Source organism: Paenalicyclobacillus ferrooxydans, from assembly GCF_001399675.1.
GTDB lineage: Bacteria > Bacillota > Bacilli > Alicyclobacillales > Alicyclobacillaceae > Alicyclobacillus_B > Alicyclobacillus_B ferrooxydans.
Map to the genome: position 1 here is coordinate 103,719 of NZ_LJCO01000077.1, position 25,635 is coordinate 129,353.

A 25,635-nucleotide genomic window follows, 5' to 3' on the forward strand; every position below is an offset into this window, starting at 1 on the left:
GAGGCAGTGATGAAGACTTTTCCTGTTTTAGGAGTAGGACCTGCACATCTCCTATCATACCCGAGAATTCTAGGAGAAGAAAAGTAGTTTGAGTAAATTCAGGAGCGTAGATTGTACCGTATGGTATAGTTCAAAATAACTTTTATCCGCCGGAAAACAAAGGTCCTAAATATAAAGGTCCTACTTACACGTCCGTTTGGGAGTAGGGTTTATAATATAGTCATAAGTTATGAGGGAAGGTCTAACCCGATTGAAAACAAATAAGTTATATTTTTGGTTAGCCATTATATTCTTGACCGTATTACCAATTGGAATTGACCACTTCAATGCCGTGTACCATTTAAATGCTCCTTTAGTTTGGATGATTTATATTCTCCCATGCATCTTAGTTATGATTGCATACCCTTCATGGAAAGCGACCATTACCTCAGGTATTATATTTAGTTTCATTGAATACACCGATGTAATTACTGGTCATCGTTGGGTTAATATCATTGGAATCATACTCATTATCAGTGGTTCACTCTTATATTGGATCATCATCATCACCATGGCATATTTCAGATTGAGATATGAAGAGCTACTAAAAGATGTAAAGCAAACATCATATATTGACCCATTGACCGGTATTTATAATAGACGATATTTTGACTCGCATCTTCAGTCAGCCGTGACTTCAAATAAAAATCAATCTTTGATTTTGAATATATTGGATTTGGACTACTTCAAACGAATCAATGACACATATGGTCACCTATGCGGGGATCTTGCACTCCAACATATATGTTCTCTCATCAAAAGTAACATGCGTGAAACCGATATTCTGTCGAGAATTGGCGGGGAAGAATTTGCGGTCATTTTCTCAAATACAAGCATAGACGAAGCGCAACAGGTTTGCGAACGAATACGCGAAGCTGTAGAGAAAACGGAATTCCGTTACAAAAATCATCCGATTAACCTGACCATTAGCTTAGGCTTATCACAATATGGTGGAGAAGATTTTTATGAATTCATTGATAAGAGCGATAAAGCATTATTAACAGCTAAACAAAGAGGAAGAAATCAGCTGGTTATAACTTACTAGTTGCGACTCATTAACGGAAGCATTGTTAATGCAAACGGAGGCTTATGTGCAAAAAGCAAGCCTCCATTCATGAATCACCACGCGTTCCGATATCCATGGTCCGGATCGAACACGTGTCTACGACCATGGCGCCATCCCCAGCCCTGTGAGAAGTTCGATCCGGGAATAAGCGTTTGACCACCGCCTACACTGGTCACTCCGGAACTACCTGCACCGATGCCCGTACCCAGCGTTTCCGTGGAGAAGGACTCTCCATCGCTCCCCACAGCTGACGGCGCCATCAGCACATCCCCATAGTTGTCCATGAGCGCTACGGGTGTGACTTGATTGGCCGCTGCGTCAAAAGCCTGACCATCCACAGTCGCACCAGAGTAGTTTACCGTCCCCATGTTCGCCAGTGGATACAAGTTGTGATTTCCATTAGATGGGTCCTCACTAATCCACTCGGCCGAAGTACTCACTCCTTGCGCATAACTGTTACTGACTGACACAGGAATCGTCTTCGTTATCGCATTTCCTGACGGCGGCTTCACTGTGAAGGTGATATCCCACGTACTACCGCTCACTTTCGATACTTTTGCTTGAATGGTCGATCCGATGGGAACCGTCATCACGGGTTTCGCTGCAGTCGGAAGCTTCTCCCAGAAGATATCAGCAACAGGTTGCCCATTCTGGAACTGCTCCATCGTTCCCATCTGCAGAAGGTCGTGGTTCGTCACGCCGCCAAGTCCTATCCACTGCGCGGCTACACTGCTCTCGGTCCCTGAGATGTTCGGCACCGTCCAGCTGCCGGAAATGCTGGTATAGCCAGTTGACGTACTGGGCGTGTCAATGTAACCTGACCAATTTCCAGATGGCTGGGTATTTGCTGGCAACGATACCGTCTGGCCCGATTGAGTCTGTGACTGACTCTGTACCAGAGACTGTGCCGGTTGCACTTGTCCTTGCGGCTGTGTTTGTGATTGCTCTTGCTGCCACTCGCTCTCGAGTTGTTCCTGCTGCTGCAACTGACGTTGCACCTGCGACAGTAACTGGCCCGTGGAATTTGTGAAAAAGCTGACAAGTTGTTGCCCGCCGGGCTGCTGCTCGAGTTGTTGCATACCCTGTTGGATCTCCTGTTGAATCTGTTGTTCAATCTGTTGCTGAATCTGTGTCAGCCCCCACTCATTTGCTGGTGGCGACGACAGGACACCTGCGGAAAATTTAGCGGTATTGTCAGCTATGTTTGCAGAGGAGTTATGGCTCCATACGGTGTACGTTCCCATTCCGGCAATGGCCACGAACGAAGCAGTTCCGAGTAATTTCATTCTCTTCTTCATCGTCGATTCCCCTCCTATCGAAAGTTTCTTTTCTGGTCAAACATCCAAGTTCACTTCCATCGCCATGTTCCCGGATTCATGAGGTACCCTAGCCGGCGAGTCTAGCTAATCTATATCCACTGCTCCGAGCCTTACTAGACTTCTAAGACAAAGTTTAACCTGTGATTGTGGAAAAAGGATGGAATCGCTATGAAATTCGTATGAAGATGCCACGCCAAACCAAACCTACGTAATTCTCTAGCGCATGGATCGCAGATGCCACTCAGTGGCATCGGAACATCGCTTGGCACGCCGGATGTGCCAACCCCATCCACAAGCGGAACAGCTACTTGAGTCAAACCACTAAAAAGGAAGGTCCTGAGCAAGCTCTCGGACCTTCCTTCGTCTCTGCAATAAGGCTTCTTATCAAAGGAGAATATTAACTTGCACCCTTTCGCTTGAGCACAGCAGGGAGTGCGGAAGAGAATCTTCACATCAGACCAATATGTATCGATATATTGGAGGTCCAATTGCATCCAATCTTCAAAGTCGATCTCGTTGCGGCCCCCAATCTGCCACAAGCATGTAATTCCTGGATTGACACTGAGTCGGCGTGCATGTTGCAGATTATATTGGTCCACCTCGGTTGGCTGCGGTGGCCTTGGTCCAACAAGACTCATATGCCCCCGTAACACATTAAAGAGCTGAGGCAATTCGTCAAGGCTCGTTTTGCGCAGGAACCCACCTACCCGTGTGATCCTTGGGTCGTTTGCAATCTTGAACACAGGGCCGGACATCTGGTTCAGGTGAATCAATTCAGCACGCATCTTCTCTGCTCAGCCCTCATACTGCGAAATTTGTACATCCGAAAGGTCTTCCCGTGGATACCGGATCGAAGCTGTGAAAATATTATCGGGCCACCATCGTCAAGTTTAACGGCTAAGGCAATAAGAACGAGTGCAGGGCACAGTAGGATAAGTATTGCAACACTAAAAACGACATCCGTCATCCGTTTCCAAAGAATCCCTATCGGGGAATGTGGGACCTGAGAAACGACCATACGGGCTACGCCCATGCTATGTACAATTTGACTGTTTGCCGGACGATTGCCCAAGGAGTCCAGCAATAGTTCGACAGGCATACCCAACAACTCGCAACTGCGAATTACAGTTTCCGTCCGTTCGTCAGAAAGCGGAAGTGTTACAACCACTCCATCAACAGGATAATGTCGTAAAACATCCACAAAGTCGTCGATGTCTCCAAGGTATGGAACTGCTCCAGAGAAGATCTCGTCACCGACAAAACCGATTACAGGAAGTCCGGTTTCCAGATGGTCGAGCACGCCTCGAATGTACCGTGCTGATGAGGCCTGAGCACCCATGACAAGACGCGTTTCATATCTGTCCCGGTGCTACGAATGATGCCGAGTCCCATTCGGATCCCGAGGCGGACGATAATCATGAGAATCATAGTAATGAGAAATTCGGAGGCGACAAACAAGCGGCTCAATCCTTGTAGTTTTAGAACAAATGATAGCGACGTGAAAATGAACACGGCCAACGCGCTTACCTGGAGAACAATCCAGAATTTTTTCACAAAGTACGTTAATCGTCGCACTGGGTATTCGCCCGCTAACAGGAGTGCGGTCACCCAAGATATAACCGTGTACAACAAGGTGTTGTAGTACATCGCGTGAAAGGCTGGTTCGCCGATGGTCAGCCTAGTCAATTGGAACGTAAAATAAAAACTAAAAAAACAACAATAACATCTGTGAGGAGCCCGATTCTGCGTTGGTTTGTGCTAAATGTCTCCACTGTTCTCACCCAAATAACAAAGTAGGAATTCTATGATGCCCCACTTCTCTACATTCGACAAACATTTCCAAACACATACAATTCACACAAAAATAGTAAAAACTATATTGTGACGATACTGGGTAAAATAGGTCACAAAGAAGCCGTCCTTACGGATGGCCCATTGGCCGGTGACGCCAGCCACGTAACCAGGGCAAGGGCCAGCATACCCGCACCTGTCTGACGGACAGCATACCTTACCTTCGGTCCTGAATCCTTTTGCATATTTGTCCCCCTTTCTAGATATTCGTGAGATAGAAAACGGTCGACAAAGGTTGCCAAAATGCAGCAAATGTCGACCTATCATTTATACCACGCGTTCGAGAAATATTATCCAGAATGGGGACATATAAGCAGGCACTATAGTTATAACTTCACTGTCTACATTCGCAATCTATAAGCGGATTTATAACCCTGCTACAGGGTAATTCTGTTAGAACACGTCGGCTTCGCTTAGCCTCGGATGTCTTTGATCTTTGTCCGACAGAGTTGGTTTACTTGTAGGCCAGTCGATGCCTATCTCGGGGTCACTCCACAAAATACCCCTGTCGTGCTCAGGAGAGTAATACGCATCCACTTTATACTGGACTTCTGTGTTTGGGACCAAGGTGCAGAACCCGTGCGCAAATCCTTGTGGAATCAGTAACTGGCGCTGATTCTCTGCTGACAAAATGACGCCCACCCACTGGCCGAACGTTGGGGATTGCTTCCGAATATCGACGGCAACGTCGTACACGGCCCCGCGTGTCGCGCGAACGAGCTTCGTCTGCGCATGAGGAGGGAGTTGATAATGCAGTCCTCGAATCGTTCCGGACTGCACCGACAATGAGTGGTTGTCTTGCACAAAGTTCGTCTCGATGCCGAGTTCGCTGAAAGCCAGTTGATTATAACTCTCAGTAAAAAAACCGCGGTTATCCTCGAAGATCTTCGGCTCTAATATTACAACGCCGCTGAGAGCAGTCTCTATTATCTTCACGTTCATCGACTCCGTTCTTTTCCACTTCTAACCCATCTATGTACATAAACTTTAACTTTCTCCGTGGTCACTCCGTATTCAGTTCACCCAAAAAACGGTGAAGCGCGTCCCGCCAGTGAGGGAGTTCCGAAAAACCATTCGTGCGTATCGCAACGTGATCGAGCGTTGAATTACGAGGTCTCGGCGCAGGTCGTGGAAACTCTGCCGTCGTACACGGGTTAACCGTTACAGCGAGACCTGACGCTTCGAAGATGGCCTTAGCAAATTCGTACCAAGTGCACGAACCAGTGTTAGACGCATGGTAAACCCCATACCCATCGGAGACGATAAGGTCACCAATGAACGATGCTAGGTCCACGGTATATGTGGGAGAGCCTTTCTGGTCATTGACCACCTGCAGCGCGTCACGTTCTTGCCCTAGCTTTAACATGGTCTTGACGAAGTTTCCACCACCAATGCCAAAAACCCAGGAGGTCCGAACGATAAAATAACGAGAGCTTAATGTCTGTGTTAAAATCTCTCCACCCAACTTTGACTGACCGTAAATGCTTGCTGGATGGACAAGGTCATATTCCCGATACGGCCTTTCCGAGTTTCCATCGAATACGTAATCCGTACTGATGTAACAGACTTTCGCCCCAACCGATTCAGCAGCGACGGCTATGTTCCGACTCCCATCTGTGTTCACCCGAAAAGCTTCGTCAACCTCAACCTCCGCTTTATCGACAGCCGTATAGGCTGCCGCGTGCACCACAGCGTCCGGGCGAATCATCTCTATGACGACCTTAACCTGAACACCGTTGCACACATCAAGTCCATCGCGTCCCAAACCTGTGACTTCATGGCCCGCTTGACTGAGAACTCGTCGTAAATCGTAACCGAGTTGCCCATTCGCTCCTGTCACAAGGATTTTCATGTCAATGAACCCAACCTGTCCCCGTATTGTTGATCATAATACTTGCGGTATTCCCCAGACAAAACATTTTCCCACCAGTCTGGGTGGTTAACGTACCATTGGACGGTCTCTCGCAGTCCCTCCTCAAAGGTATAGCGAGGTTCCCATCCGAGTTCCTTTCGGATTTTTGAAGCATCTATCGCATATCGCCTGTCATGGCCAAGTCTGTCTTCCACGAATTGAATCAGAGATTCCGGCTTGTCGAGTTGCTTCAAGATGGACTTTACAATTTCGATATTCGCACGTTCATTATCGCCTCCGACGTTATAAACTTCGCCATCACGTCCTTCATGAAGAACCAAATCAATCGCTCTACAGTGGTCTTCAACGTGTAACCAGTCGCGGATATTCAGGCCATCTCCGTACACCGGTAATGGCTGGTCGTGAAGTGCATTGATGATCATCAGAGGAATCAGCTTCTCCGGGAACTGATATGGACCGTAGTTGTTAGAACAACGAGTAATGTTCACAGGGAGGCCGTAGGTCTCGTGATACGCACGAACCAAGCAGTCTGCGCCAGCCTTACTCGCTGAGTAGGGGCTGTTAGGTAACAGAGGACTCTCCTCGGTAAAGTAACCCGTCGTCCCGAGTGTCCCGTACACCTCATCCGTGGAAACTTGTACAAACTTTTGAATATCACACATCCGAGCCTTTTCAAGCAATATCTGGGTACCTAACACGTTTGTTCGGACAAATGCAGCAGGATCGAGGATACTACGATCCACATGCGACTCAGCTGCAAAGTTCACTACTATATCTATCCCCTGTCGAAATATTTGTTCCACGTCATGTTTTGACGTAATGTCTCCACGAATGAAGTGATAATTCGGCACGTCTTCAACGTTGGCTAGAGATTCCAGGTTACCGGCATAGGTAAGAGTGTCGAAATTCAAAATCATATCCTGAGGATGAGTTTTGCACATATACCGTATGAAGTTTCCTCCTATAAAGCCAGCACCACCGGTAACAAGTATCCGCAACTCAATCAATCCTTATCGCCTGTAGTTATACTTATCGCCATAGTTGATAGATCGAGCCAACTCATTGGCTCGAAAGTAGCTTTCTGGGGTTCCTGCATCCGTCCACCAGCCTTCAAGAATTCCATATGTAAGTTGCCCAATTGAGATATAGGCATTGTTAACGTCTGTTATCTCATATTCACCACGAGCAGAAGGCTTTAGCTCGCGTATGATACCGAAGACCTGACTGTCATACAGGTAAATCCCTGTAACCGCATATGACGATTTCGGGTTCACAGGTTTCTCCTCAATTCTGACTATCTTGTCTCCGTCCAACTCGGGTACGCCAAACCGCTGGGGATCCGCCACCTTGGAAACGAGAATGCTAGCGCCGCGATTCCGCTTTTGAAAAGCTTGCACAAACGGAGTTATGTCTGCTCCAAACACATTGTCTCCTAAAATTACTGCCATAGAATCTTCTCCAACGAAATCCTCTGCCAGACCAAGCGCTTCCGCAATCCCACCAGCTTTGTCTTGTACTTTATAGGTAAAGTCAACTCCAAAATCATGGCCACTCCCAAGCAGGTTTACAACAGACCCCATATGCTCCCGGCCCGTTACGATTAAAATATCTCTAATACTGGCCATTGTGAGCCTAAAGATGGCATGATAAATCATTGGGTAGTTTCCCACAGGGAGAAGATGTTTGTTCGTGATTTTGGTAAGGGGGTAGAGTCGAGAACCCGTTCCTCCAGCTAAAATTATACCCTTCATTGCGCTCCTCCACTTGGTCTGACTATAGGGTGAATGGCAAGCTTAATCCCTAGCGGGTGGTTACTGCCGACGACTCCTTCAGAAGTCGACTCATCAAATCACGAACTAACGGGGCCAATTCTGGTCGACGTAGTGCTGTTTCAAGGTTCGCACGAATATATCCCATCTTCTCCCCGACGTCGAACCTATATCCCTCGAAGCGGTATGCTATGCTTCCTTGTATGGCAGTAAGTTTTCTAATGGCGCCAGTAAGCTGGATTTCTTGATCCACTCCAAAAGGTTCTCCTTCAAGTAACGGGAATATTTCCGGAGTCAAAATATACCTACCTGTAATCGCAAGATTCGAAGGAGCTTCGTCTACGGATGGCTTTTCAATAAGATCGCGCAATTTGTAAGTTCTGTCTGAAATCCAATCTCCATCAACAATCCCGTAACGATGTACCTCGGCCCTTGCCACTTCCTGTATCGCAACAACGCTTTGTCCAAACTCATCGTAAACATCCATAAGTTGCTTCAGGCATGGTTTGTTCCCTTGGACAATATCGTCTCCAAGGAGCACTGCGAAGGGTTCATTTCCAATAAATCTCCTGGCAACCCATACCGCGTGTCCCAATCCTAAAGGGTGCTTTTGTCGTATGTAATGGATCCGTGCCATACTCGAGATATGTTCAATTTCTTTTAACAGACTATTCTTTCCTTTTGATATCAGTTGTTCCTCTAATTCTACTGTTCTGTCGAAGTGGTCCTCAATTGCTCGCTTGCCTTTTCCGGTAACTAGAATAATATCTTCTATACCCGATGCAATTGCCTCTTCAAGAATATACTGAATGGTTGGCTTGTCCACAATAGGTAACATTTCCTTTGGCATAGCTTTAGTGGCCGGGAGAAATCTTGTTCCAAGTCCTGCAGCAGGAATTACAGCCTTTTTAACTTTCGGATACGGCATTTAGCACCCTCACCCTTCTAATCTATCTAATTCAAGGGACGCTTGTAGCGGATAGCCCAAAATATGGTTAACTAGTCACCTAGAGAATTGCTAAAACACCATTAAAGCCGGGAATTCAAGATATGTGCCCTAGAGATTTGATTATCTTACCAGGATGGAGCTCTCACACACGAACCCTTAGCGATGGACCAGTACTTTTTAACCTACCACCTTCGACTTTTAACTTCTCTATTCGAGCCAATCGACCTCCGACAAAGTCAGCTGCCCAACCATGATATATCAAGATGTAATCTTCGCCATTCGGCGATTTGATGACACAATGATGACCAGGCCCTTTGGCGAAGTCATTAGAACAAAGCAACGCATCCGGGTTTTCATCAGTAGGTATTCGGCGATATGGGCCTAGGGGATTGTCTGCGATGGCATATTCAATGTGGTAAGATTCAGTTCGCCAATCCCCGCAACTGTACATCAAAAAATATGTAGGACCTACCTTTAATACAAACGGTCCCTCTTCCCACTTATCGGCTCGCGGTGTAGACATTGCTAGCACCGGTTCATTTGAGAAAGTCGTGGGGTCATTCATCCGTACTACATAGATGCTTCCCGCAGAGTACGCATTACACTGATCCATACAAAAAAACAAATATAAAGTCCCATCATCATCAATAAAGGGGTGTCCATCAATACTTTGCCAAGGAAGCAATGATTTCCCAGCATCTTGAAACGGAAGACTGGGGTCTCTTGACCAAGCTACCCCCAGGTGCCTTGTCCCGACGGTACCGTCAGCCGACGCGGTATAGTACAGATAATACGAAGTCCCCAATCGGATGACCTCAGGGGCCCAGAAGTCGTACCTGTTCCAACTTTGAAATGAACTGGGTATCGAAATGGCATACGTAGCGAAACGCCACGTTTTCAAGTCCTCAGACCGATATATAGGGATAGCGTGTTTGCCGTCAGGCGATACACCGGTGTGATACAAAAAGTAGCCATCCTGCGTGCTGAGAACAAACGGGTCAGGACTGTCCTGACTAAGAACGGGATTTCGGATCTCAATGCTCCGTCGTCCAAAAAGTCGCGTCCCGAATCTAATCATGGTGAACTGGTATCCCGTTATTAATTTTGAAAACGGTATCCACGGGAACTTTTGGCTCTCTGTTAAACTTTACGAGGCCATTTTTCTCACTTTCAATATCAGTGAATTGGGTAAAGCAAAATCCCTGAATCATCGTAGAAGAAAGTAATGGTGTCACTACATCAGAATAGCGGCGGATAAAGTCTTCAGCGTCGCGTGCACTCGAATACCCCCACCCTTCATCAGTTTCCTCGATGAACGATATTCCCCCACATTCTGATACAATGATTGGTTCTCCATTATAATGGTAACCACGGGCGTAAACATTTTTAAATCCAGGTAAACCTTGTAACATGGATTCAACGCTGGAGTACCTCTCAACGAGCCTATCGGGATTCCACTCATAATCGTGAACTGTGCAAATATCAGACACTGTGTGTTCCCAACCGTCATTGGAAATCACGAGGCGAGTTGAATCATACGCTTTGGTTAGATAAAAGAGAGCTAATGTGGCAGCTTGCTCTGATTCCTCTAATAGCACATGCGGAACACCCCAACTCTCATTGACTGGTACCCAAGCAACTATAGAGGGATGGTTATAGTCCCGTTTCACGACCTCTTTCCACTCTTCTACGGTGTTCGAGATGGCCTTACTAGAGAATCTGTATGTACTCGGCATCTCTCCCCACACCAACAACCCCAATCTGTCGCACCAATATAGAAATACTGGATCCTCGACCTTTTGATGCGTACGAACTCCATTAAAACCCATGTCTTTAATCAACTGGATGTCCTCTTTCATCTGTTCTTCTGCGGGTGCCGTTATCCCGCCCCCAGGATAATATCCTTGATTTAACACAAGTTTCATGTAATAGGGGTAATTATTCAGAAACACTTTGCCGCTCTCAACTGAAATCTTTCGCATACCAAAATAGCTAAACACCTCATCGACAATCTCGTCGGCAGTTGTCAACCGAATTACTACCTCGTATAAATCAGGATGCTCAGGAGACCATAAGCGGCCCGCACCATTAACATCATGACTATTCAAGTCAACACTTCGAATGATCCTCGTATCCGTCAGTTGACATAGGTCCTTTGCGACCAGATTGTCTCTAAAACTAATCTCTACTTCCACCGAGAAATTCTGAAGTGATCCCCCACGAGAGAGCACATTATCTATTTCAATTTGAATTTGACCCGAATCTACATCCGGGGTGAATCTCAGGGCATCAATATATGAATGACCGGTGGCCTCAATCCAGACAGATTGCCAAATGCCTGTTGTTCTCGTGTAAAATATGCCATCCGGGTTACTTTTCCAGTGCTGCTTACCCCTTGGCTGCTCCATACTAGCACTATCGTGGACCCGCACTACGACGACATTATCGCCTTCGAGTACAACATTCGAAATATCGACCGTGAAAGGGGTATAGCCACCCTTGTGTTCCGCCACATGTTGCCCGTTAACCCATACTGATGCCTCATAGTCCACCGCACCGAAATGAAGGTGCAGTTTGCGTTCGAGCATGCTAGAGGAAATCGAAAAGGTTCTGCGATACCAAACAATGTCGTAAGACTTATCTGTGGTAACCCCACTGAGTGGGGATTGGTACGAGAATGGAACCACAATCGACTGGTTGAACGGACCGTCCTCGTACCATCTGTCATGAACCCCTTCGTCGTTCTCATCAAAACACAGTGACCAAACACCATTTAATGATTCCCACTCAAGTCTACGTAGTTGTGGCCTGGGATACTCAGCCCGATAAAGGGAATTCATTACGGTATAGAGCCTCCTTCACGCAGTTAATATTTTTAGTGACTGACTGGACTCAAACCGGCACTTGAGGCGCAGATTAATGGACTCACTTCGCTGCTGGCGGCTGAGTGTTTTTCCAGGTTATCGCCCTAGATGGAATGTTGGTATCGTTGTTGATCAATTCGTTGGGCAAACTTGAGTTGTTTTCGATTGAAAAATGCTCCGCACCCAAGATCACATTGTCGAACACGTCATTACGAAAGTCTCCTGTATCTATCAAGATACCTGAGTAGTGTCCTCCCTCAATAAGATTTGAGAAAACAATGTTCTCATACGACGGCGTAAAATTCAGATCGGTGCCTTGGCCCGGGGCACTCCCTAGCAATATGCCAAAGAAGTGAAATTGGCTATTCACCCCGCGATTGTTATCCGATATCGTATTTTCACCGATTAAATTCAAAATTCCAGTTCTGACAATTTTCACACCGTCTCCGTAATTATTCTTAATGGTGTTTTGGAAAATTATGTTGTAGGCTGCATTGTCGATCGATATGCCGGGAAGCTTAGCATTAGATGACCCGTTTTTCTCTCTTCCAAACTGGGCTACGCCATCAAGCTTTAGGTCTTCTTCAGTTTGACGTGCGCGATTGCCATTCAGAGACACAATGTTGTCGGCGACATAGTTCCCAAAACTGCCATTGTCTAGACACATGCCTTCCTTATCATTGGCTTCAATGTGGTTCTCCAGAAAATAATTCATGTAGGAACCGTCAGAGTAGATTCCGTTGGCATTATTCCCAATTACGTAGTTACGATCGACAACTATGTCGTGTGGTGAAGCAAGCTTCTGAGTAATTGGAACAGGGCTTGGCCAATAATGATTGGATGCAAAACCCGCAAAGGGATTTGACGTGTTAGTCACAGGAACGTCCGTCAATACAATACCTGCCATCCAGTTGGAAGCTCCGAAATTATCTGAAATAACGTTGTTTTCAATCACACCATGGCTGACATTTCCTTGGATATATAAACCACCATGTTGATTATTCGTAATCACATTGCTACCTATATACAAATTTTTAGTGGTTCCAATGACAACGACAGGACGTTGGGCTATGGCTGTGATCGTGTTGTTCTTAAGAGTAATTCCATTCCCGTTAATAACGTATATTCCGTAGTCAAAGGGCGTATCAATACGAAATCCCTCAACTCCTGCGTTGTCACAATTGCGCACTTCGATCGCAGTCGAGACACCTTGGCCTTCTACCAGTTCAGTACCCTTCGCGTACAATGTTACGCCTGACGTCACATTAATCGTCTCATCAACCTTAAGCTTTGAAGCAGTAACCACGATTCTCGTTTTGGGATGGTTTTTTATGAACTGGTTCAAACCGCTCGCAGTGGTACCAGAAAAAGAAACCGTACCGTTAGAAGGCACATAAGCCGCGGTTTGATACTCAGAGTTATAGATGTTTTTCCACTGCTTGTCCGGATAGAAAAAATCGTTCGTGTTTATCCCAAGCTTCTGTATTCGCTGCATCACCTGAAGCGGTGTGATGAGTTTTGCCACTTGCGCATTCGTCATCCGCTGTAGGGGAGGTAGCTTAAATCGTTTCAAGAAACTCACGGAATCTGTCGGTAGTGCTGCGCTGTTCATCTGTTGGCCCTGCAGCACGGCGGGAGCTACAGGCGGGTTCTGAACCGGTGCCTGACTCAAGGGATGGTTTGCCAATGCAACTCCATTCCATACGGGATACCCGACACCTAAACCGACGACTACCCCAGCTACTACCAGCGTCACAACCCCACGTTTTCTCATTAGAAACGCCATGAAAATCACCTCAAAGTTTACTAGTTTAGTACGCATGTCAGACTAAGTTCCGCTTTCTCCAGCGTGATATTCGATACAGCCAGACGGCTTTAGTGTCCTTGGCGAGACTAGCGATAAAGGCGACACCCAACGGCTTAATGCGCCGCCCCGTAGATATGGTTTTGTTTTGAGCTATTAGCCCAATACCGTCCACCATTCCCGTTAAAAATGAGCGCTTCCGATGACGAACCCAGTAATAAGTCCCTCTCATAACAAGTGACACTAGAACGATAGGGCAAAGAAGTGACCTAGCCACCCATGATAGGTTTTTCCAATAGATGTAGACCTGATGTTTGGCACTCCAATACAACGTTTGCTCGTTTAAACGAGACCCTGTGGATGTGCTTCCAAGGTGATAGCCCAGCATCTGCGGATACAGTATAGTTTCATATCCCGCTCGAACGAGCCTCAGCCCTAAATCGACGTCCTCGAGGTATGCAAATATCGCCTCGTCAAAGCCGCCGAGCTGTTCAAGTGCGTCACGACGATATAAACAGGCAGCTGCACACCCAGAAGTAACATGACGGGAGTCCAATGAGAAATTCACTGCCGGAAGTCCATAACCGTACTTGACCGGATGAAAGGAAAGAGTAAGACAATCTCCAGCACCGTCAATCAAATCTGGATTGTCACCCTGAAGTAGAAGAGCTGAAATAGCCCCAGCATCCGGAAATAGCTGTATAGCCTTCATGGCGTGAGCGGCAAAATTCTTCTCAATAACCGCGTCCTGATTAAGTAGTAAGATGTATTGCCCGGAAGCCATCCGAATCCCACGGTTAACAGCTCTTCCAAATCCTTCATTTGTATCATTGAACAGGGGAATGACGTCTCTTTGACCGCACAAATACTGTTGAGTACCGTCAGAAGACGCGTTATCCACGACGATGATTTCCAAAAAAGGGGGATCTTGTTCACGTAAACTACGTAGACAATCTACCAAGTACCTCAAACCATTGAATGAAGGAATAACGACAGAGATGCCGCACAAGCTTTACGCACCTCTCTTCACAAAGGCTTGTGGATCAAGGGTCTTGCCCGTTCTGTTACGAAGCCCGTCTATCCACCCCCGCAGCAATATCCGTATACGGGACAGCTTATGATCATCAAAAAGTACAACACCTAAGATACGCCGCAGACCAATCGCGAGGAAATAGCGCCACACCGCAGAAGAATCCCCGTACTCTAGTCCAACAATCAAGGTATTACGCACGTCATAGTACATTTTCCAGAACTCCCCATACGAAAACCTGCGACTACTGTCGAGTAAGGGGTTTGGGTGTACAACGAGACTCGACGGCACCACAAAAATGTCGTAGAATTCCCCTAACCGAAGACAATATTCGACATCATCGAACCAAATAAAGAAGTCGCTGCGCGGCATAGCCACAGTTCGTATTGCCTGGGTGTTCAGGAGTAATCCCACGAAGGACGAATATCCGACTTTGAAGGGATCTTGCTTTTCATACAAATCATGTGGCGACGGACATTGCCTCAAAGAAGACAAGTTAAACCATCCCCGGTGCGTTACGTCGCGTATTCCACCAGGAGTTAAAATAGCTGACGCTAACGCGCCGCAACCTCTCAGTTCATTGGTTTCTATATACCTCACTAGTTCTTCCAAGGCATTTTGTATCGGTTCTGCATCGTCGTCCATCATCCAAACCCAACCTTGCCAGTCTGACTGCGTCAGTTCAGACAAACCAGCGGCATACCCAGCCGCCCCCCCTTGGTTGCTTTGTAATCTATGATAAGCAACTCTCCCCCCCTCAAGAGAGGAAACCAAGTCTTGCGTTCCATCAGAGCTGGCGTTGTCGATAATGAGAATTTCTTCGACAGGATAGGACTGGTTTAATAATCTCTCCAAGCACCGAGCAAGCAGCCTTTCTCGGTCTCGTGTAACTACAAGGGCCTTGACACGGCACTTTTCCATGACGCCCCCCCCGAATTTGGCATTGTTTTACGCAACGTCCTCAACCTGCGCTTCAAAAATAACCATTTGAAATATAGCCTCGCGACTGAAAACATAACACTTCTCAGATTTGTTGATAGTGGTACAAGTTTTCCGTCCAATGTCATATACACACGTCGACACATTGAATTCACCAAGGTTTCGGGAACTCCATAAGGAAATACCCCAATATCGTAAAGTTTTTTGATTCGTGCGTAGTTATGAAGAATCGACAACACCCGTTTCCTATAATTAACTGGCCAAAATTCAAGACGAGATCCGACCAGGAATGCCGACCCAAACAGGTCTCCTGGCGCAGCCCACAACGAAACGTTTTTGGTCAACGAAATCACCCGTTGCAGCAATGCTTCTTCCGGTCTTCCGCCAAAGTAGGGAGTAGACAGAAACCGCGTTCCCGAATCCACATAGTCTCTCACAACGTTGTCCCAACTCACTGCACCCATCCCCTGCAACAATGAACCTTCAGCCTTACCAGTTTTCCCTTCAAGAAAATCTCTAACCCCTCTGAGATACAGATTCGCGATGAAGACCCGTCCTTTTAGTGTTTCTTTAATGGACATCCTCATGTATTTTCGAATCATATCCCGAACCAGATTCGGGTTATAATGCTCTCGCAAGAGATACAAGTAGTTACGCACGTCATAATACAGTATCCACGTTAGTGGCTTACTGTCCGCGGACAGATGCCAAATCACTGATCGCGGGTTACAGACAATATCATGCCCCGCCCCACGTATGCGTAAGCACCACTCAACATCATCAAAGTGGATGAAGAAATCACTCCATAACCCCACCTGTTGAACCACGGAAAATCTGACCAAAAGGCTGGCAGCAGCACAGTAGTGAACCTTTAGCAAACCTTGGGATTCCGGTAACCGATTAAACTCGTCAACACGCATACGATGATTTAAAAGAATAAGGCCATTGCCTTCAGGACTGACGATACCGCCATTTTCATTGATAATATCAGGATGATCGAGTTGCCTCATTTGCGACCCGACAGCACCAACCTCCGGGTGAGTGTCTAAAGTATTCACAAGTTGTGAAAGCGTATCCTTAGCTACTTCAACGTCGTTGTCAAGTAACCATATGTAGTCATACCCCCCCAACTCAAGAACAGCTTTCAACCCCGTATTAAAGCCTCCGGTTCCTCCCAAATTCTCTTGGTTGTGGATAACCTTAACTTCTGGGTACCGCTTGTTCAATTCTTCCATCGTTCCATCCGTCGAGGCATTGTCAACTACTAGCCAATCGATGTCTAGGTGGTGCTTCTCAATGTTCTCCAATGATTCGAGTAAGTTAAGAACATATTCCTTTTTATTCCAGGTAACAATAATGACTGCAATTTTACTCATCTAACCCGCCGCCCCTATCTGGACATCAAGTTGTTAAAAAGGGTCAACGATTGGGCTACAACTTGATCCATGTTGTAATACCGATATGTGCCCAATCGCCCCGCAAAGTGAACCGCATCATATTTACCAATCTCCGCCTTGTACCGCTCATAGGCTTCCGCATTTTCCGGGGTAGGAATCGGATAATAAGGGTCTCCATTTGCAGTTGGAAATTCTTTCACAATGGTTGTCCTAGCATGTGTTTGTCCTGTTAGATATTTAAACTCTGTGACACGCGTAAAATCGTACGAGTTCGGGTAGTTAATCGTAGCAACCGGCTGGTAAGTTGATACCTCGTGCGTCTCAAAATCAAACCTCAGAGAACGATACGGCAAAGGCCCACGCACATAATCAAAGTATTCGTCTATCGGACCCGTATAAATTAGTTCATTAAATCTGACCTCTTCCTGAATTTTTTTGTAGTCTGTCTGCAATAATACCGATATATTCGGGTGATTGAGCATCCGCTCAAACATCTTTGTATAACCTTGTGCAGGCATAACTTGATATATATCGGTAAAATATCGGTCGTCTGCGTTTGTACGGATAGGAATACGTGCACACACTGATGCATCCAACTGTTCAGGGTAGAGATCCCATTGTTTCTTTGTGTACCCACGAAAGAATTTTTCGTAGAGCTCAGTTCCCACTTTTGCGAGAATGACCTCTTGAGAGTTGGTTATTCGGTCAAAAGAATTACGCCGTTGGGCCAAAAATGACTCTACTTGGTCGTGGTTTAGATTCACGCCAAAAAATTTGTTGATCGTAGTCGCATTAATCGGCATTGGCAGCAATTGCCCATCAACACTAGCTAACACACGATGCTCGTACTGACGCCACTCGGTAAAGCGACTCAGGTAATGAAATACCTTTTCACTGTTTGTATGGAAAATATGCGGGCCATATTTGTGCACGAGAATCCCGTGTTCATTGTAGAAATCGTACGCATTGCCTCCAATGTGGTTCCTTTTGTCGACAATAAGCACCTTCTTGCCAGCGTCTGCCAACCGCTCCGCTAATACACTACCTGCAAACCCAGCTCCAACTACCAGAAAATCATACAAATCTTATCACCTCATTCAGTGTTTGGAAATCATTCATAGTCATGCAAGTTGTCTAGAATGGATGCCAAGAATTTGCGAGGATATTTCTTCAGCATTCCTAGGACGATTCAGTTCAATAATATGACCAGCCTTAGTCAAATAAAATACCCTTGTGCATATTGAGCTTGCCAAGGCAAAGTCATGGGTGACCAGAAGGATGCTCTTCCCACGTTTAACGAGATCAGTGAGGGCATTCCGTGACTTTTCTTGAAAATCTTGATCACCTACAGCAAAGACCTCGTCTAGAAGAAAGATGTCTGGGTCGACTGAGAGAACCACGCTAAATGCGAGACGCATCTGCATGCCCGTAGAATATTTCCGAAGCGGGACGTCCAAAAACTGACCAATTCCAGAGAATTCTTCGATATGCCCCATCCGGCGTTTCATCACAGAACGCGGGACACCAAGTAGACTACCGTAAACAAAAGCGTTTTCGCGTCCTGTAAGTTCACCATGGAAACCGATACCCACCTCTAGAATCGAAGCAACCGTGCCACTGGTTTCGATATGGCCTTCAGTTGGAGTTAAGATACCTGCAATCACCTTGAGTAGAGTACTCTTTCCAGCCCCATTCTCCCCAACAACCCCTATCAATTCGCCCGGGTTGACCTGTAAAGAAATATTGTCTAAGACTCGTAAAATACGTTTCTCCTCGTGGTCCGGAGCGACAAACCACTCTTTTAGAGAAATACGTCTATCCTTCGACAGGTCAAACTCTTTTGAAACTCCATGTATCTCTATCACCCTGCGACCTCCTTATATCCACTCCGCAATCTTGGAAGCATACCTTCGATAGGTTAGAGCAAATATCAAAACGATGATTACGATAATCCCCATACTGATATAGGTGTTAACCATAAGCCCTTGCCCCAAAACAGCATATTGATAAAGATTGACAACAAACGAAAAAGGGTTAAAGGACATCAGCCAGACATACTTGGTCGGAATAGACTGCCAACCATACACCACAGGGGTGAGCCAGAACCACAGCATGACGAGAATGTCAACCAAGTGTCCGGTGTCGTGAAATCTAACATTCATAGCAGCCAAGATTCCACCCAGGCCTATTGAGAGTATTAATTGGACAGCTATGGCCGGAATCAGCATGAGCAACCTTAACGTATATGGGATATGGAAAACATACATACCAACCATAACCACCAATAACGTCATTGCAAACACGACTCCATTGAAAAGTATAGTGCTATATACCAAAATGACGCGCGGAAAACGAGCCTTGGTAATAAGGGTAGAGTTGTCGGTATAAGCTCTCACTGAGGACGTTAAAGTAACTGAGAAGAAATTCCACGGAATTAGACTTGCCATCAAGTACATCGTATAGTGCGGCACACTTGATTTTAACAACACCCCAAATACCCAACCGTAAGTAACCAATGTCAAGAGCGGATTCAGTAAAGACCAAAAGAAACCAAGTACGGTTCCTTTGTACTTCAGCTTTAGCTCCCTCCGTACCAGATTGAAAAGGAGGTCCGTGTACACAATTAAACAACTCCACTCTAGTCCAAAGACCAATAGTATTAGGCAACTTGTGGTATTGTACCACACCATTCGACACGATTTGACATCAACAATCGGAAGGCTCGCTTTGACTATTTCATGGGTTGTTCCCCCTGCCCAGCCTTGTCAAAGAGCATCGAACGGATCCACAGTAGACGATCGGCTATATTCTAAGAACAGCTTTACATAGGTGTTCTTTTGTTGTTTCTCAGCGAAGCTAACATTCTATGTCCGATATATACCACCGCCAATATGATACGAAGCCCAGTCCACCCCCAAAATCCGAGTTGAGTAGGATGTCTCTTTCGGTAATACATTCCCATTGTGCCGTAGAAATAAAGTAAAGACGTGGTTGTGGATTTGCCACCATTCCCGCCTTTGAGATGCAAGGTAGTAGCTGCGCCCTCATACCACACGCGATAACCAGCGTCTTTGATCCGATAACACCAGTCGATATCCTCTCCATACATAAAGAACTCTTCATCAAGCGCACCCACGATGCTGATCACGGAAGCGGGCACCATCATGAAGGCACCAGAGACACAGTCGACATCGTAACACTTCGTCTCATCCAAGTATGTCAAGTTATAACTTGCTAGCCATCGGGATCTAGGGAACAAGAGCGACAATCCTGATAGCCTGCTAAAGCTATTCCACAGCGTGGGAAATGAACGTTTACACGCTCTGTCTAACGAGCCGTCCCGCAGGATCAACCTACACCCAATAGCACCAATCTGCTTATCCCGTTCTAACACCTCTTTACACGATACTATTGCATCCGAGCCTACAACCGTGTCTGGGTTTAACAATAATACCATGTCGCCACGTGCTTGTTCTATGGCGCGATTATTGGCATAGGCATATCCTGTGTTCCGTTTCAACTCTAACAGTTGGAAACTAGCAAACAGGAAACTATGAGACTTCTGGTATTCCATCAACCATCGAAGGGTACCGTCTGATGAAGCGTTGTCAGCTACAACAACCTCCAATTCGGAAGCAATTGGATTGATCTCTAGCGACGCCAGGCAATCCGGAAGCACGGACATAGAATTATAAGTTACGAGGATAACCGAGATCATACAGCGTCTCCTCTCCCACAGCATCGGCTTCTCGCAACCGTGTCCGCTCCGCCACGTGATGCTTCCAAGACTTCCTAACTAACCCTGCAACCTTACGCGCCGATTTTGGCCTCAAAATCCACAGAACTGCGTAGCGCCACAGTTCCATCAGCACACTAATTAGAAGCATCGTAGAGACACGTGGTATGTGCCGTATCAGCATCGCCACCTGGTTGGAAAAGGAGTGTACAATCGCCATCTGGTCCATTTTGTACCATTTTGTCCATCCTCTGTCATGAAAAGCCAGTGCATCATGGATGTAAAGGAATTTCCAGTTCCTCCGCAGTGCACGCCAGCACAAGTCCACGTCTTCCTTGTACAGGAAGAACTCCTCATCGAAAACATTCCCCAGATGCATCAGATCAGTTAACATCGACACCCTATAGAAGGCTGCCGCCCCACAGATGCCCCACACTTCCTGAGTAACTTCATACTGCCCACCATCCAGTTGTCCAGCTCCGCGGTCTCGCACATGAAAAAAACTTCCCATGTAGAGTCCCGTGCTGTCAATAACAGAGGAATTTATAGCACGTCCATCACCTCGCCTCAAGAGTTTGCCTATTGCACCCCCGATACCTAATCTCTTGTCCACTTCTTTTAAGAGACACTCAATATAAGTGCCGGACAACTCTACGTCTGGATTTAGGGTCAAAACATAGTCCACTGCGTGGCTAATAGCCAACCGAAATCCAACGTTGTGCCCGCCAGCATACCCGAGATTTTCCTTGTTTCGAATGATCGTAACATCTTTGTACTTGGCCTCCATAAAATCAGCACAACCGTCATCTGAATCATTGTCAACAATTACAACATAAGCAGGAATTATCGTCTGCCCCAAAACCGACTCAATGCATTTGTCGATAACTTTGATGCTGTTGTACGTGACAATTTGCACCTGAACTCGAGTTTCTTGGTCAGTAGGCATTTTTGCGAAACCCACCGCGAATGGTTCGAATTACAATTTTAAGGTCCATCGAAAACGACCAATTTTCAATATACTGGAGGTCATAGTCAATACGGCGCTGAATAGAAGTATCTCCTCTCCATCCGTGAACCTGCGCCCACCCTGTAATACCAGGCCTCACTCGGTGCTTGACCATATATCGCGGTACTTCTTCGCGAAATCTCTCGACAAATCCAGGGCGTTCTGGCCTTGGCCCAATAATACTCATGTCTCCCAATAATACATTCCAAAATTGTGGTAACTCATCTAGACTGGTCTTACGAAGGAACCGACCAAACTTCGTGCAACGAGGATCATTAGGTACTGTCCACATGCCGTCGTCTTCTTGGTTTTCATATGGACAGTAGACCATCGTGCGGAACTTATACATCCGAAAGGTCCGCCGATTGCGTCCAGCCCTCTCTTGCCGAAACAGTACCGGACCCGGAGAGGTAAGCTTGACTCCAATGGCAATGGCTGTATACAGCGGTGAGAGAACGACTAGGACAAGAACGCTAAACACGATGTCAAAGACTCGCTTAAGGCCGGCATTTACTGCGTCATCCAATGGAACATACCTTGTATCAATGAGTGGCATTCCCGCAAAGTTCTCAAAACGAGGATTCGCTGGCAAGATGTCGAAGTAATCCGGAACAATGAGAGACTGAATTCCTGCGGACTCACACTCAGCAACGACGGCAAGCATTAAGGACGCTTCTGTCCTCGGCAAACATATCAGGACATTATCAATAAGATTGTGTTCAAGTACGTGCTTGAGGCTCGAAATGTCACCCAGGTATGGTACTTGTGGGGTAGCCTCAGTGTTTGATACGTACCCGAATACGTGGTAGCCGAACCATGGATTATATTGCAGATTGCGAATGAATCTATTAGCCGCTTCAGTCCAGCCTACGATGACAACATACCGTTTGTTGTAACCATGTGTTCGTATAATCCGAAGCGCAAGTTGCACCCCAACATATTTCAGATAGTTCAGCAATAAAACTAGAAGGCTGAACATTAGAAGTACAGACCTAGAAAATTGCGGAGCACGAGCAATGTAGAGAAAACTCATGAACAGGACGGTACCAAGCACTAGACTGCGGATAAGGACAGAAGTCATCCGCCAAAAAGAGTGAGATCTGCCAGCCCTATACAGTCCCATTACCCAATTCGATAATAAGAATAGAGGAACCGCCGCCATCATAATAGGTAGGTAATAAAAAAACGAATAGTGCCCCCCGAAGGGTAGCCATCCGGAGCGAAACTTAATATACCAAGCAATAACGAAACCCAGTATGACATTGCCTGCATCGATCAACTGCGACAGGCGATTCCATAATACTTGATATGTACGGAACACCTTGGTGCATCCCCCTACCACAAACTTTGCGAGAATCAGTATACACAATCGCCAGGCTATATAACAGCAAAAAATACAGGATCAGACAAATATCGAACCTCAACGCATGCCATCATCCGTTATGAATCGAAGCCAGAGCTTCAAATTCGTTCAACATCTGTGGCGACCTGTTTGGCAATTTGCTGACCAAATTAATTGTCGGCTGGTGATTCATGTTGGCCTTGTCCAACAGTCCGACCATCTGCGCCAGACTCATGGTATTAGGGTCACGATTGGTCGTTGGCAGCGATTGTAAATTGCTGAGAGATTGCTGGAAGTTGCCCAGTGCATACTCTGCAGTTGCCATGTACACGGTCATCGGTGCATCCGTCGTTAACTGCCACTGCTGTTGGACTTCTTTCGGCAAGTGCTGCAACCGATTTTCATTGGCTTGAACCGCGTTATAGGTGTTGACAACGGATTGAAAGACGCTCTTAGCATCGGCCGGATATTTCTGCGCCTCCCTGACCCCTGACCACAAAGCAACACCCAGAAATGTCTCACTGTACTTCGTCGTTAGCTTTCCGTCTTGATAAGACCCTTGGGTCCAGTGAACCGCCTCTGAGATATGCCCAAGGTTGTAGGCGATGACTCCTGTCGTTGCAAGTACTGACGGGTCCCAAATCCCCCGTCGGCTCGCCCACTGCGTCTCTCGCCATGCATCTTCCTGGTCACTGAGCGCGTGAGACTGGAGATAGTTGTTGTAATACATCTCCGCCAATTGCAAGTGCGGTTGCACAGTATAAGGCGCATAGTGCTGTGCTGATTGCAGTTTCGCGATCTTTGCGTCTGTGTTTGTGATTCCACCAGCTGCTTGAAGTTGAATCTCCGACACCCCGAGCGTGCCGCCAACGTAGACGAGCCCAAGAGAAGCGACACAGGGAAGCAAGAGCCACCATGCCTTCTTGGTCAAATGGTTCTCTATGCTTCTTGCTGCACTACTCGTTTCATACACAGGCAGCAGCGACGGCGTCGCTGCCGTGGCAAGCAAGACGAATACTACAAACACCACGGTGGCAAAGTTCATATCAAAGTCGAACAAACTATGGAGAAGAATCACAAGAAGGGCAAGGATTGCAGCCAGAGACAAGAGACTATCCTCATTGCGTTTGCGCACAATCTTTCCTGTGCTGCGAAATGCAAAGGCCAAAAACCCGAGCCAAAGAATCAGACCAATCAGCCCAAAGCTCACGAGTTGACTCATAACAACGCTGTGGGTCATCGTGGACCAGAAGGGAAACTGTTGATACGCCTGAAACTTGGCGTTCCAAGCACCGGCACCTGCCCCAAAGATGGGGTTATGCTCCCACATATGCATGGCGGCACCGTAGAACCAGAACCTCTGGCGCATGCTCCAGCTACTCAAGGTGATGCTTCCGATTCGTTTTGAGACAGAGGAGAATTTCGATGCCTCCTTGTGGACCAACACGACTGCCACAACGAGCACAAAAAACGTGAAGACCGAGGGAATGACGACCTGCTGCCATTTCTTCTTGATCTTGCTGACTCCAAGTAGAACCAGCGTGCCAATAATTGCACCCACAAGAGCGATGACAAGGACAACGGCAAACTGTTTCTTTGAAGCGTGGTGTATGGCTGAAAGGGCAAACGGGCTTGCAGCCAAGGCCGGCAAGACCGCAAACACCAATGCATAGAACCCGTCACGCGTCCGCTTTATAGAAATGAGTGACAAAAAGGAAAGGATAATCATGATAGCGGTCAAAATCCAAACCCACCGTGAGTAAGAAACGACAACACCCACGATTGAGAGGGCACTGTTCAGTAGATACCAGGCGCGCACATAAACATTTGAAGCTCGTACCGCGAGCAGGGCCCCAATCAGGGCTGCCGCAAGTGAGAAAGCCCCAAAGGTGTTGTGATACTGGAAAACGGAATCCATATAGCCCGCTTGGATAGCATTGGTGTAGTTGTAGTACTTCAGCGCTGCTCCCATCGCAAACAGGTAAAGCGCCGGACCGAAAAACGCAATGATGGACAGAAGCCAGGCACGCCATGTCCGAGTGAGCAAGGGAACAAACGCAGCCAACCCAACAGCTGCAGTGTCAATCAAGGCACCTTGTACTGCATATTCAGCGTTTGCCGCCCAAAGCGTCGTCAGCCACGCGTATGCGGTGTAACCAAACATAAGCCAAAGGGACCAAGGCACTCGATAATGTTTTCGAAGTGGTGGATAAAGCGTCACAATAATTCCTGTAACAAGTGCGCCTGCAACGACGATGGTGCTTGCTGTCACCTTTTCAGGCGCAAAAAACAACCCTCGATGGAGCAACGCAATCGCCATGAATACCGCAAACAACAGTATGTAGGCAAAACCAAATATCCTGTCACTGGTCAAAGCCAATCGTTTCAAGCTACGGAGCCTCCTAGTTTTCACCCTGATGCCATGTCGAGTTGCGTCATAGTTTGGCGGACGCTGTTCGTCCCTATGATTCTATCACACGCCAGAAGGTATCGAGAAGATATTACGAGCTTGGTGCTTGGAACATTATGTAAATTCTTGTCTGGTCGGTTTTGGGAGGCTGTTGAACTTTTGACCATACGGATGGGATTCGGCAACGGCGAGTCTAGTATTAAGAATTCATTGCGGGTGGTAAATGGATTGTAAGCAGTTG

Annotated in this window: 23 protein-coding genes and 1 pseudogene; 1 reads left to right on the forward strand and 23 read right to left on the reverse strand. The window is 46.7% G+C overall.

The genetic code is table 11. The features are described 5' to 3' along the window. Positions 1-250 precede the first annotated feature (250 nt). On the forward strand, positions 251-1,084 hold the full coding sequence (locus tag AN477_RS17770; protein ID WP_054970512.1) for a GGDEF domain-containing protein: 834 nt from the start codon (positions 251-253) through the stop codon (positions 1,082-1,084). Positions 1,085-1,158: 74 nt separating this feature from the next. Here AN477_RS17770 and AN477_RS17775 read toward each other — a convergent pair whose 3' ends face one another. The 23 genes and pseudogenes from AN477_RS17775 to AN477_RS17880 all read right to left on the reverse strand — a co-directional run bounded on the left by AN477_RS17775 (position 1,159) and on the right by AN477_RS17880 (position 25,373). Next, positions 1,159-2,403, reverse strand: coding sequence for a G1 family glutamic endopeptidase (locus AN477_RS17775; protein WP_054970513.1), 1,245 nt, complete (start codon positions 2,401-2,403; stop codon positions 1,159-1,161). 134 nt (positions 2,404-2,537) lie between these two features. Then, positions 2,538-3,209: a sugar transferase gene (locus AN477_RS25930; protein ID WP_054970514.1), complete on the reverse strand. Its 672-nt coding sequence runs from the start codon at positions 3,207-3,209 to the stop codon at positions 2,538-2,540. After that, on the reverse strand, positions 3,194-3,523 hold the full coding sequence (locus AN477_RS26020; protein WP_342668575.1) for a sugar transferase: 330 nt from the start codon (positions 3,521-3,523) through the stop codon (positions 3,194-3,196). Before AN477_RS26020 ends, AN477_RS25930 begins: the two co-directional genes overlap by 16 nt. A 45-nt stretch (positions 3,524-3,568) precedes the next feature. Beyond that, a pseudogene (locus tag AN477_RS26025) lies at positions 3,569-3,778 on the reverse strand (nucleoside-diphosphate sugar epimerase/dehydratase); the annotation flags it as partial. 550 nt (positions 3,779-4,328) lie between these two features. Further along, positions 4,329-4,460, reverse strand: coding sequence for a hypothetical protein (locus AN477_RS25730; RefSeq protein WP_281176383.1), 132 nt, complete (start codon positions 4,458-4,460; stop codon positions 4,329-4,331). Between the two features lie 208 nt (positions 4,461-4,668). After that, on the reverse strand, positions 4,669-5,211 hold the full coding sequence (gene rfbC, locus AN477_RS17795; protein ID WP_054970517.1) for a dTDP-4-dehydrorhamnose 3,5-epimerase: 543 nt from the start codon (positions 5,209-5,211) through the stop codon (positions 4,669-4,671). Positions 5,212-5,278: 67 nt separating this feature from the next. Then, positions 5,279-6,127, reverse strand: a complete 849-nt coding sequence (rfbD, locus tag AN477_RS17800; RefSeq protein WP_054970518.1) for a dTDP-4-dehydrorhamnose reductase — start codon at positions 6,125-6,127, stop codon at positions 5,279-5,281. Continuing rightward, entirely contained in the window at positions 6,124-7,146 is a 1,023-nt protein-coding gene (gene rfbB / locus AN477_RS17805) for a dTDP-glucose 4,6-dehydratase (protein ID WP_054970558.1), read from the reverse strand. The genes rfbD and rfbB overlap by 4 nt, the downstream gene beginning before the upstream one ends. 12 nt (positions 7,147-7,158) lie before the next feature. Further along, a complete protein-coding gene (locus AN477_RS17810; protein ID WP_054970519.1) occupies positions 7,159-7,899 on the reverse strand; it encodes a sugar phosphate nucleotidyltransferase in 741 nt (246 codons plus the stop codon). 49 nt (positions 7,900-7,948) lie between these two features. After that, the gene (gene galU / locus AN477_RS17815; RefSeq protein WP_054970520.1) at positions 7,949-8,845 is read right to left on the reverse strand and encodes a UTP--glucose-1-phosphate uridylyltransferase GalU; all 897 of its coding nucleotides are present in this window, start codon (positions 8,843-8,845) and stop codon (positions 7,949-7,951) included. Positions 8,846-9,008: 163 nt separating this feature from the next. Next, positions 9,009-9,944, reverse strand: a complete 936-nt coding sequence (locus AN477_RS17820) for a glycoside hydrolase family 43 protein (RefSeq protein WP_054970521.1) — start codon at positions 9,942-9,944, stop codon at positions 9,009-9,011. Beyond that, positions 9,937-11,706, reverse strand: coding sequence for a glycoside hydrolase family 2 protein (locus tag AN477_RS17825; RefSeq protein WP_054970522.1), 1,770 nt, complete (start codon positions 11,704-11,706; stop codon positions 9,937-9,939). The genes AN477_RS17820 and AN477_RS17825 overlap by 8 nt, the downstream gene beginning before the upstream one ends. An 85-nt stretch (positions 11,707-11,791) precedes the next feature. Further along, positions 11,792-13,516, reverse strand: a complete 1,725-nt coding sequence (locus AN477_RS17830) for a right-handed parallel beta-helix repeat-containing protein (RefSeq protein ID WP_054970523.1) — start codon at positions 13,514-13,516, stop codon at positions 11,792-11,794. 37 nt (positions 13,517-13,553) lie between these two features. Further along, the gene (locus tag AN477_RS17835; protein WP_054970524.1) at positions 13,554-14,543 is read right to left on the reverse strand and encodes a glycosyltransferase family 2 protein; all 990 of its coding nucleotides are present in this window, start codon (positions 14,541-14,543) and stop codon (positions 13,554-13,556) included. A 3-nt stretch (positions 14,544-14,546) separates the two neighbouring features. Then, a complete protein-coding gene (locus tag AN477_RS17840) occupies positions 14,547-15,485 on the reverse strand; it encodes a glycosyltransferase (protein ID WP_054970525.1) in 939 nt (312 codons plus the stop codon). Further along, positions 15,455-16,879, reverse strand: coding sequence for a glycosyltransferase family 2 protein (locus AN477_RS17845; RefSeq protein ID WP_054970526.1), 1,425 nt, complete (start codon positions 16,877-16,879; stop codon positions 15,455-15,457). The genes AN477_RS17840 and AN477_RS17845 overlap by 31 nt, the downstream gene beginning before the upstream one ends. A gap of 14 nt (positions 16,880-16,893) precedes the next feature. Further along, on the reverse strand, positions 16,894-17,982 hold the full coding sequence (gene glf / locus AN477_RS17850) for a UDP-galactopyranose mutase (RefSeq protein WP_054970527.1): 1,089 nt from the start codon (positions 17,980-17,982) through the stop codon (positions 16,894-16,896). 39 nt (positions 17,983-18,021) lie between these two features. Next, positions 18,022-18,765, reverse strand: a complete 744-nt coding sequence (locus AN477_RS17855) for an ABC transporter ATP-binding protein (protein WP_054970528.1) — start codon at positions 18,763-18,765, stop codon at positions 18,022-18,024. Positions 18,766-18,777: 12 nt separating this feature from the next. Continuing rightward, on the reverse strand, positions 18,778-19,590 hold the full coding sequence (locus AN477_RS17860) for an ABC transporter permease (RefSeq protein WP_083486415.1): 813 nt from the start codon (positions 19,588-19,590) through the stop codon (positions 18,778-18,780). 131 nt (positions 19,591-19,721) lie between these two features. Then, positions 19,722-20,618 carry a glycosyltransferase family 2 protein gene (locus AN477_RS17865; RefSeq protein ID WP_054970530.1) on the reverse strand — a complete coding sequence of 299 codons (897 nt, stop codon included), beginning with the start codon at positions 20,616-20,618 and terminating at the stop codon, positions 19,722-19,724. Then, positions 20,590-21,582: a glycosyltransferase family 2 protein gene (locus AN477_RS17870; protein ID WP_054970531.1), complete on the reverse strand. Its 993-nt coding sequence runs from the start codon at positions 21,580-21,582 to the stop codon at positions 20,590-20,592. Before AN477_RS17870 ends, AN477_RS17865 begins: the two co-directional genes overlap by 29 nt. Next, positions 21,572-22,984, reverse strand: coding sequence for an undecaprenyl-phosphate glucose phosphotransferase (locus AN477_RS17875; protein ID WP_342668576.1), 1,413 nt, complete (start codon positions 22,982-22,984; stop codon positions 21,572-21,574). The genes AN477_RS17870 and AN477_RS17875 overlap by 11 nt, the downstream gene beginning before the upstream one ends. 91 nt (positions 22,985-23,075) lie before the next feature. After that, positions 23,076-25,373 carry an O-antigen ligase family protein gene (locus AN477_RS17880; protein WP_054970533.1) on the reverse strand — a complete coding sequence of 766 codons (2,298 nt, stop codon included), beginning with the start codon at positions 25,371-25,373 and terminating at the stop codon, positions 23,076-23,078. Between the last annotated feature and the right edge of the window lie 262 nt (positions 25,374-25,635).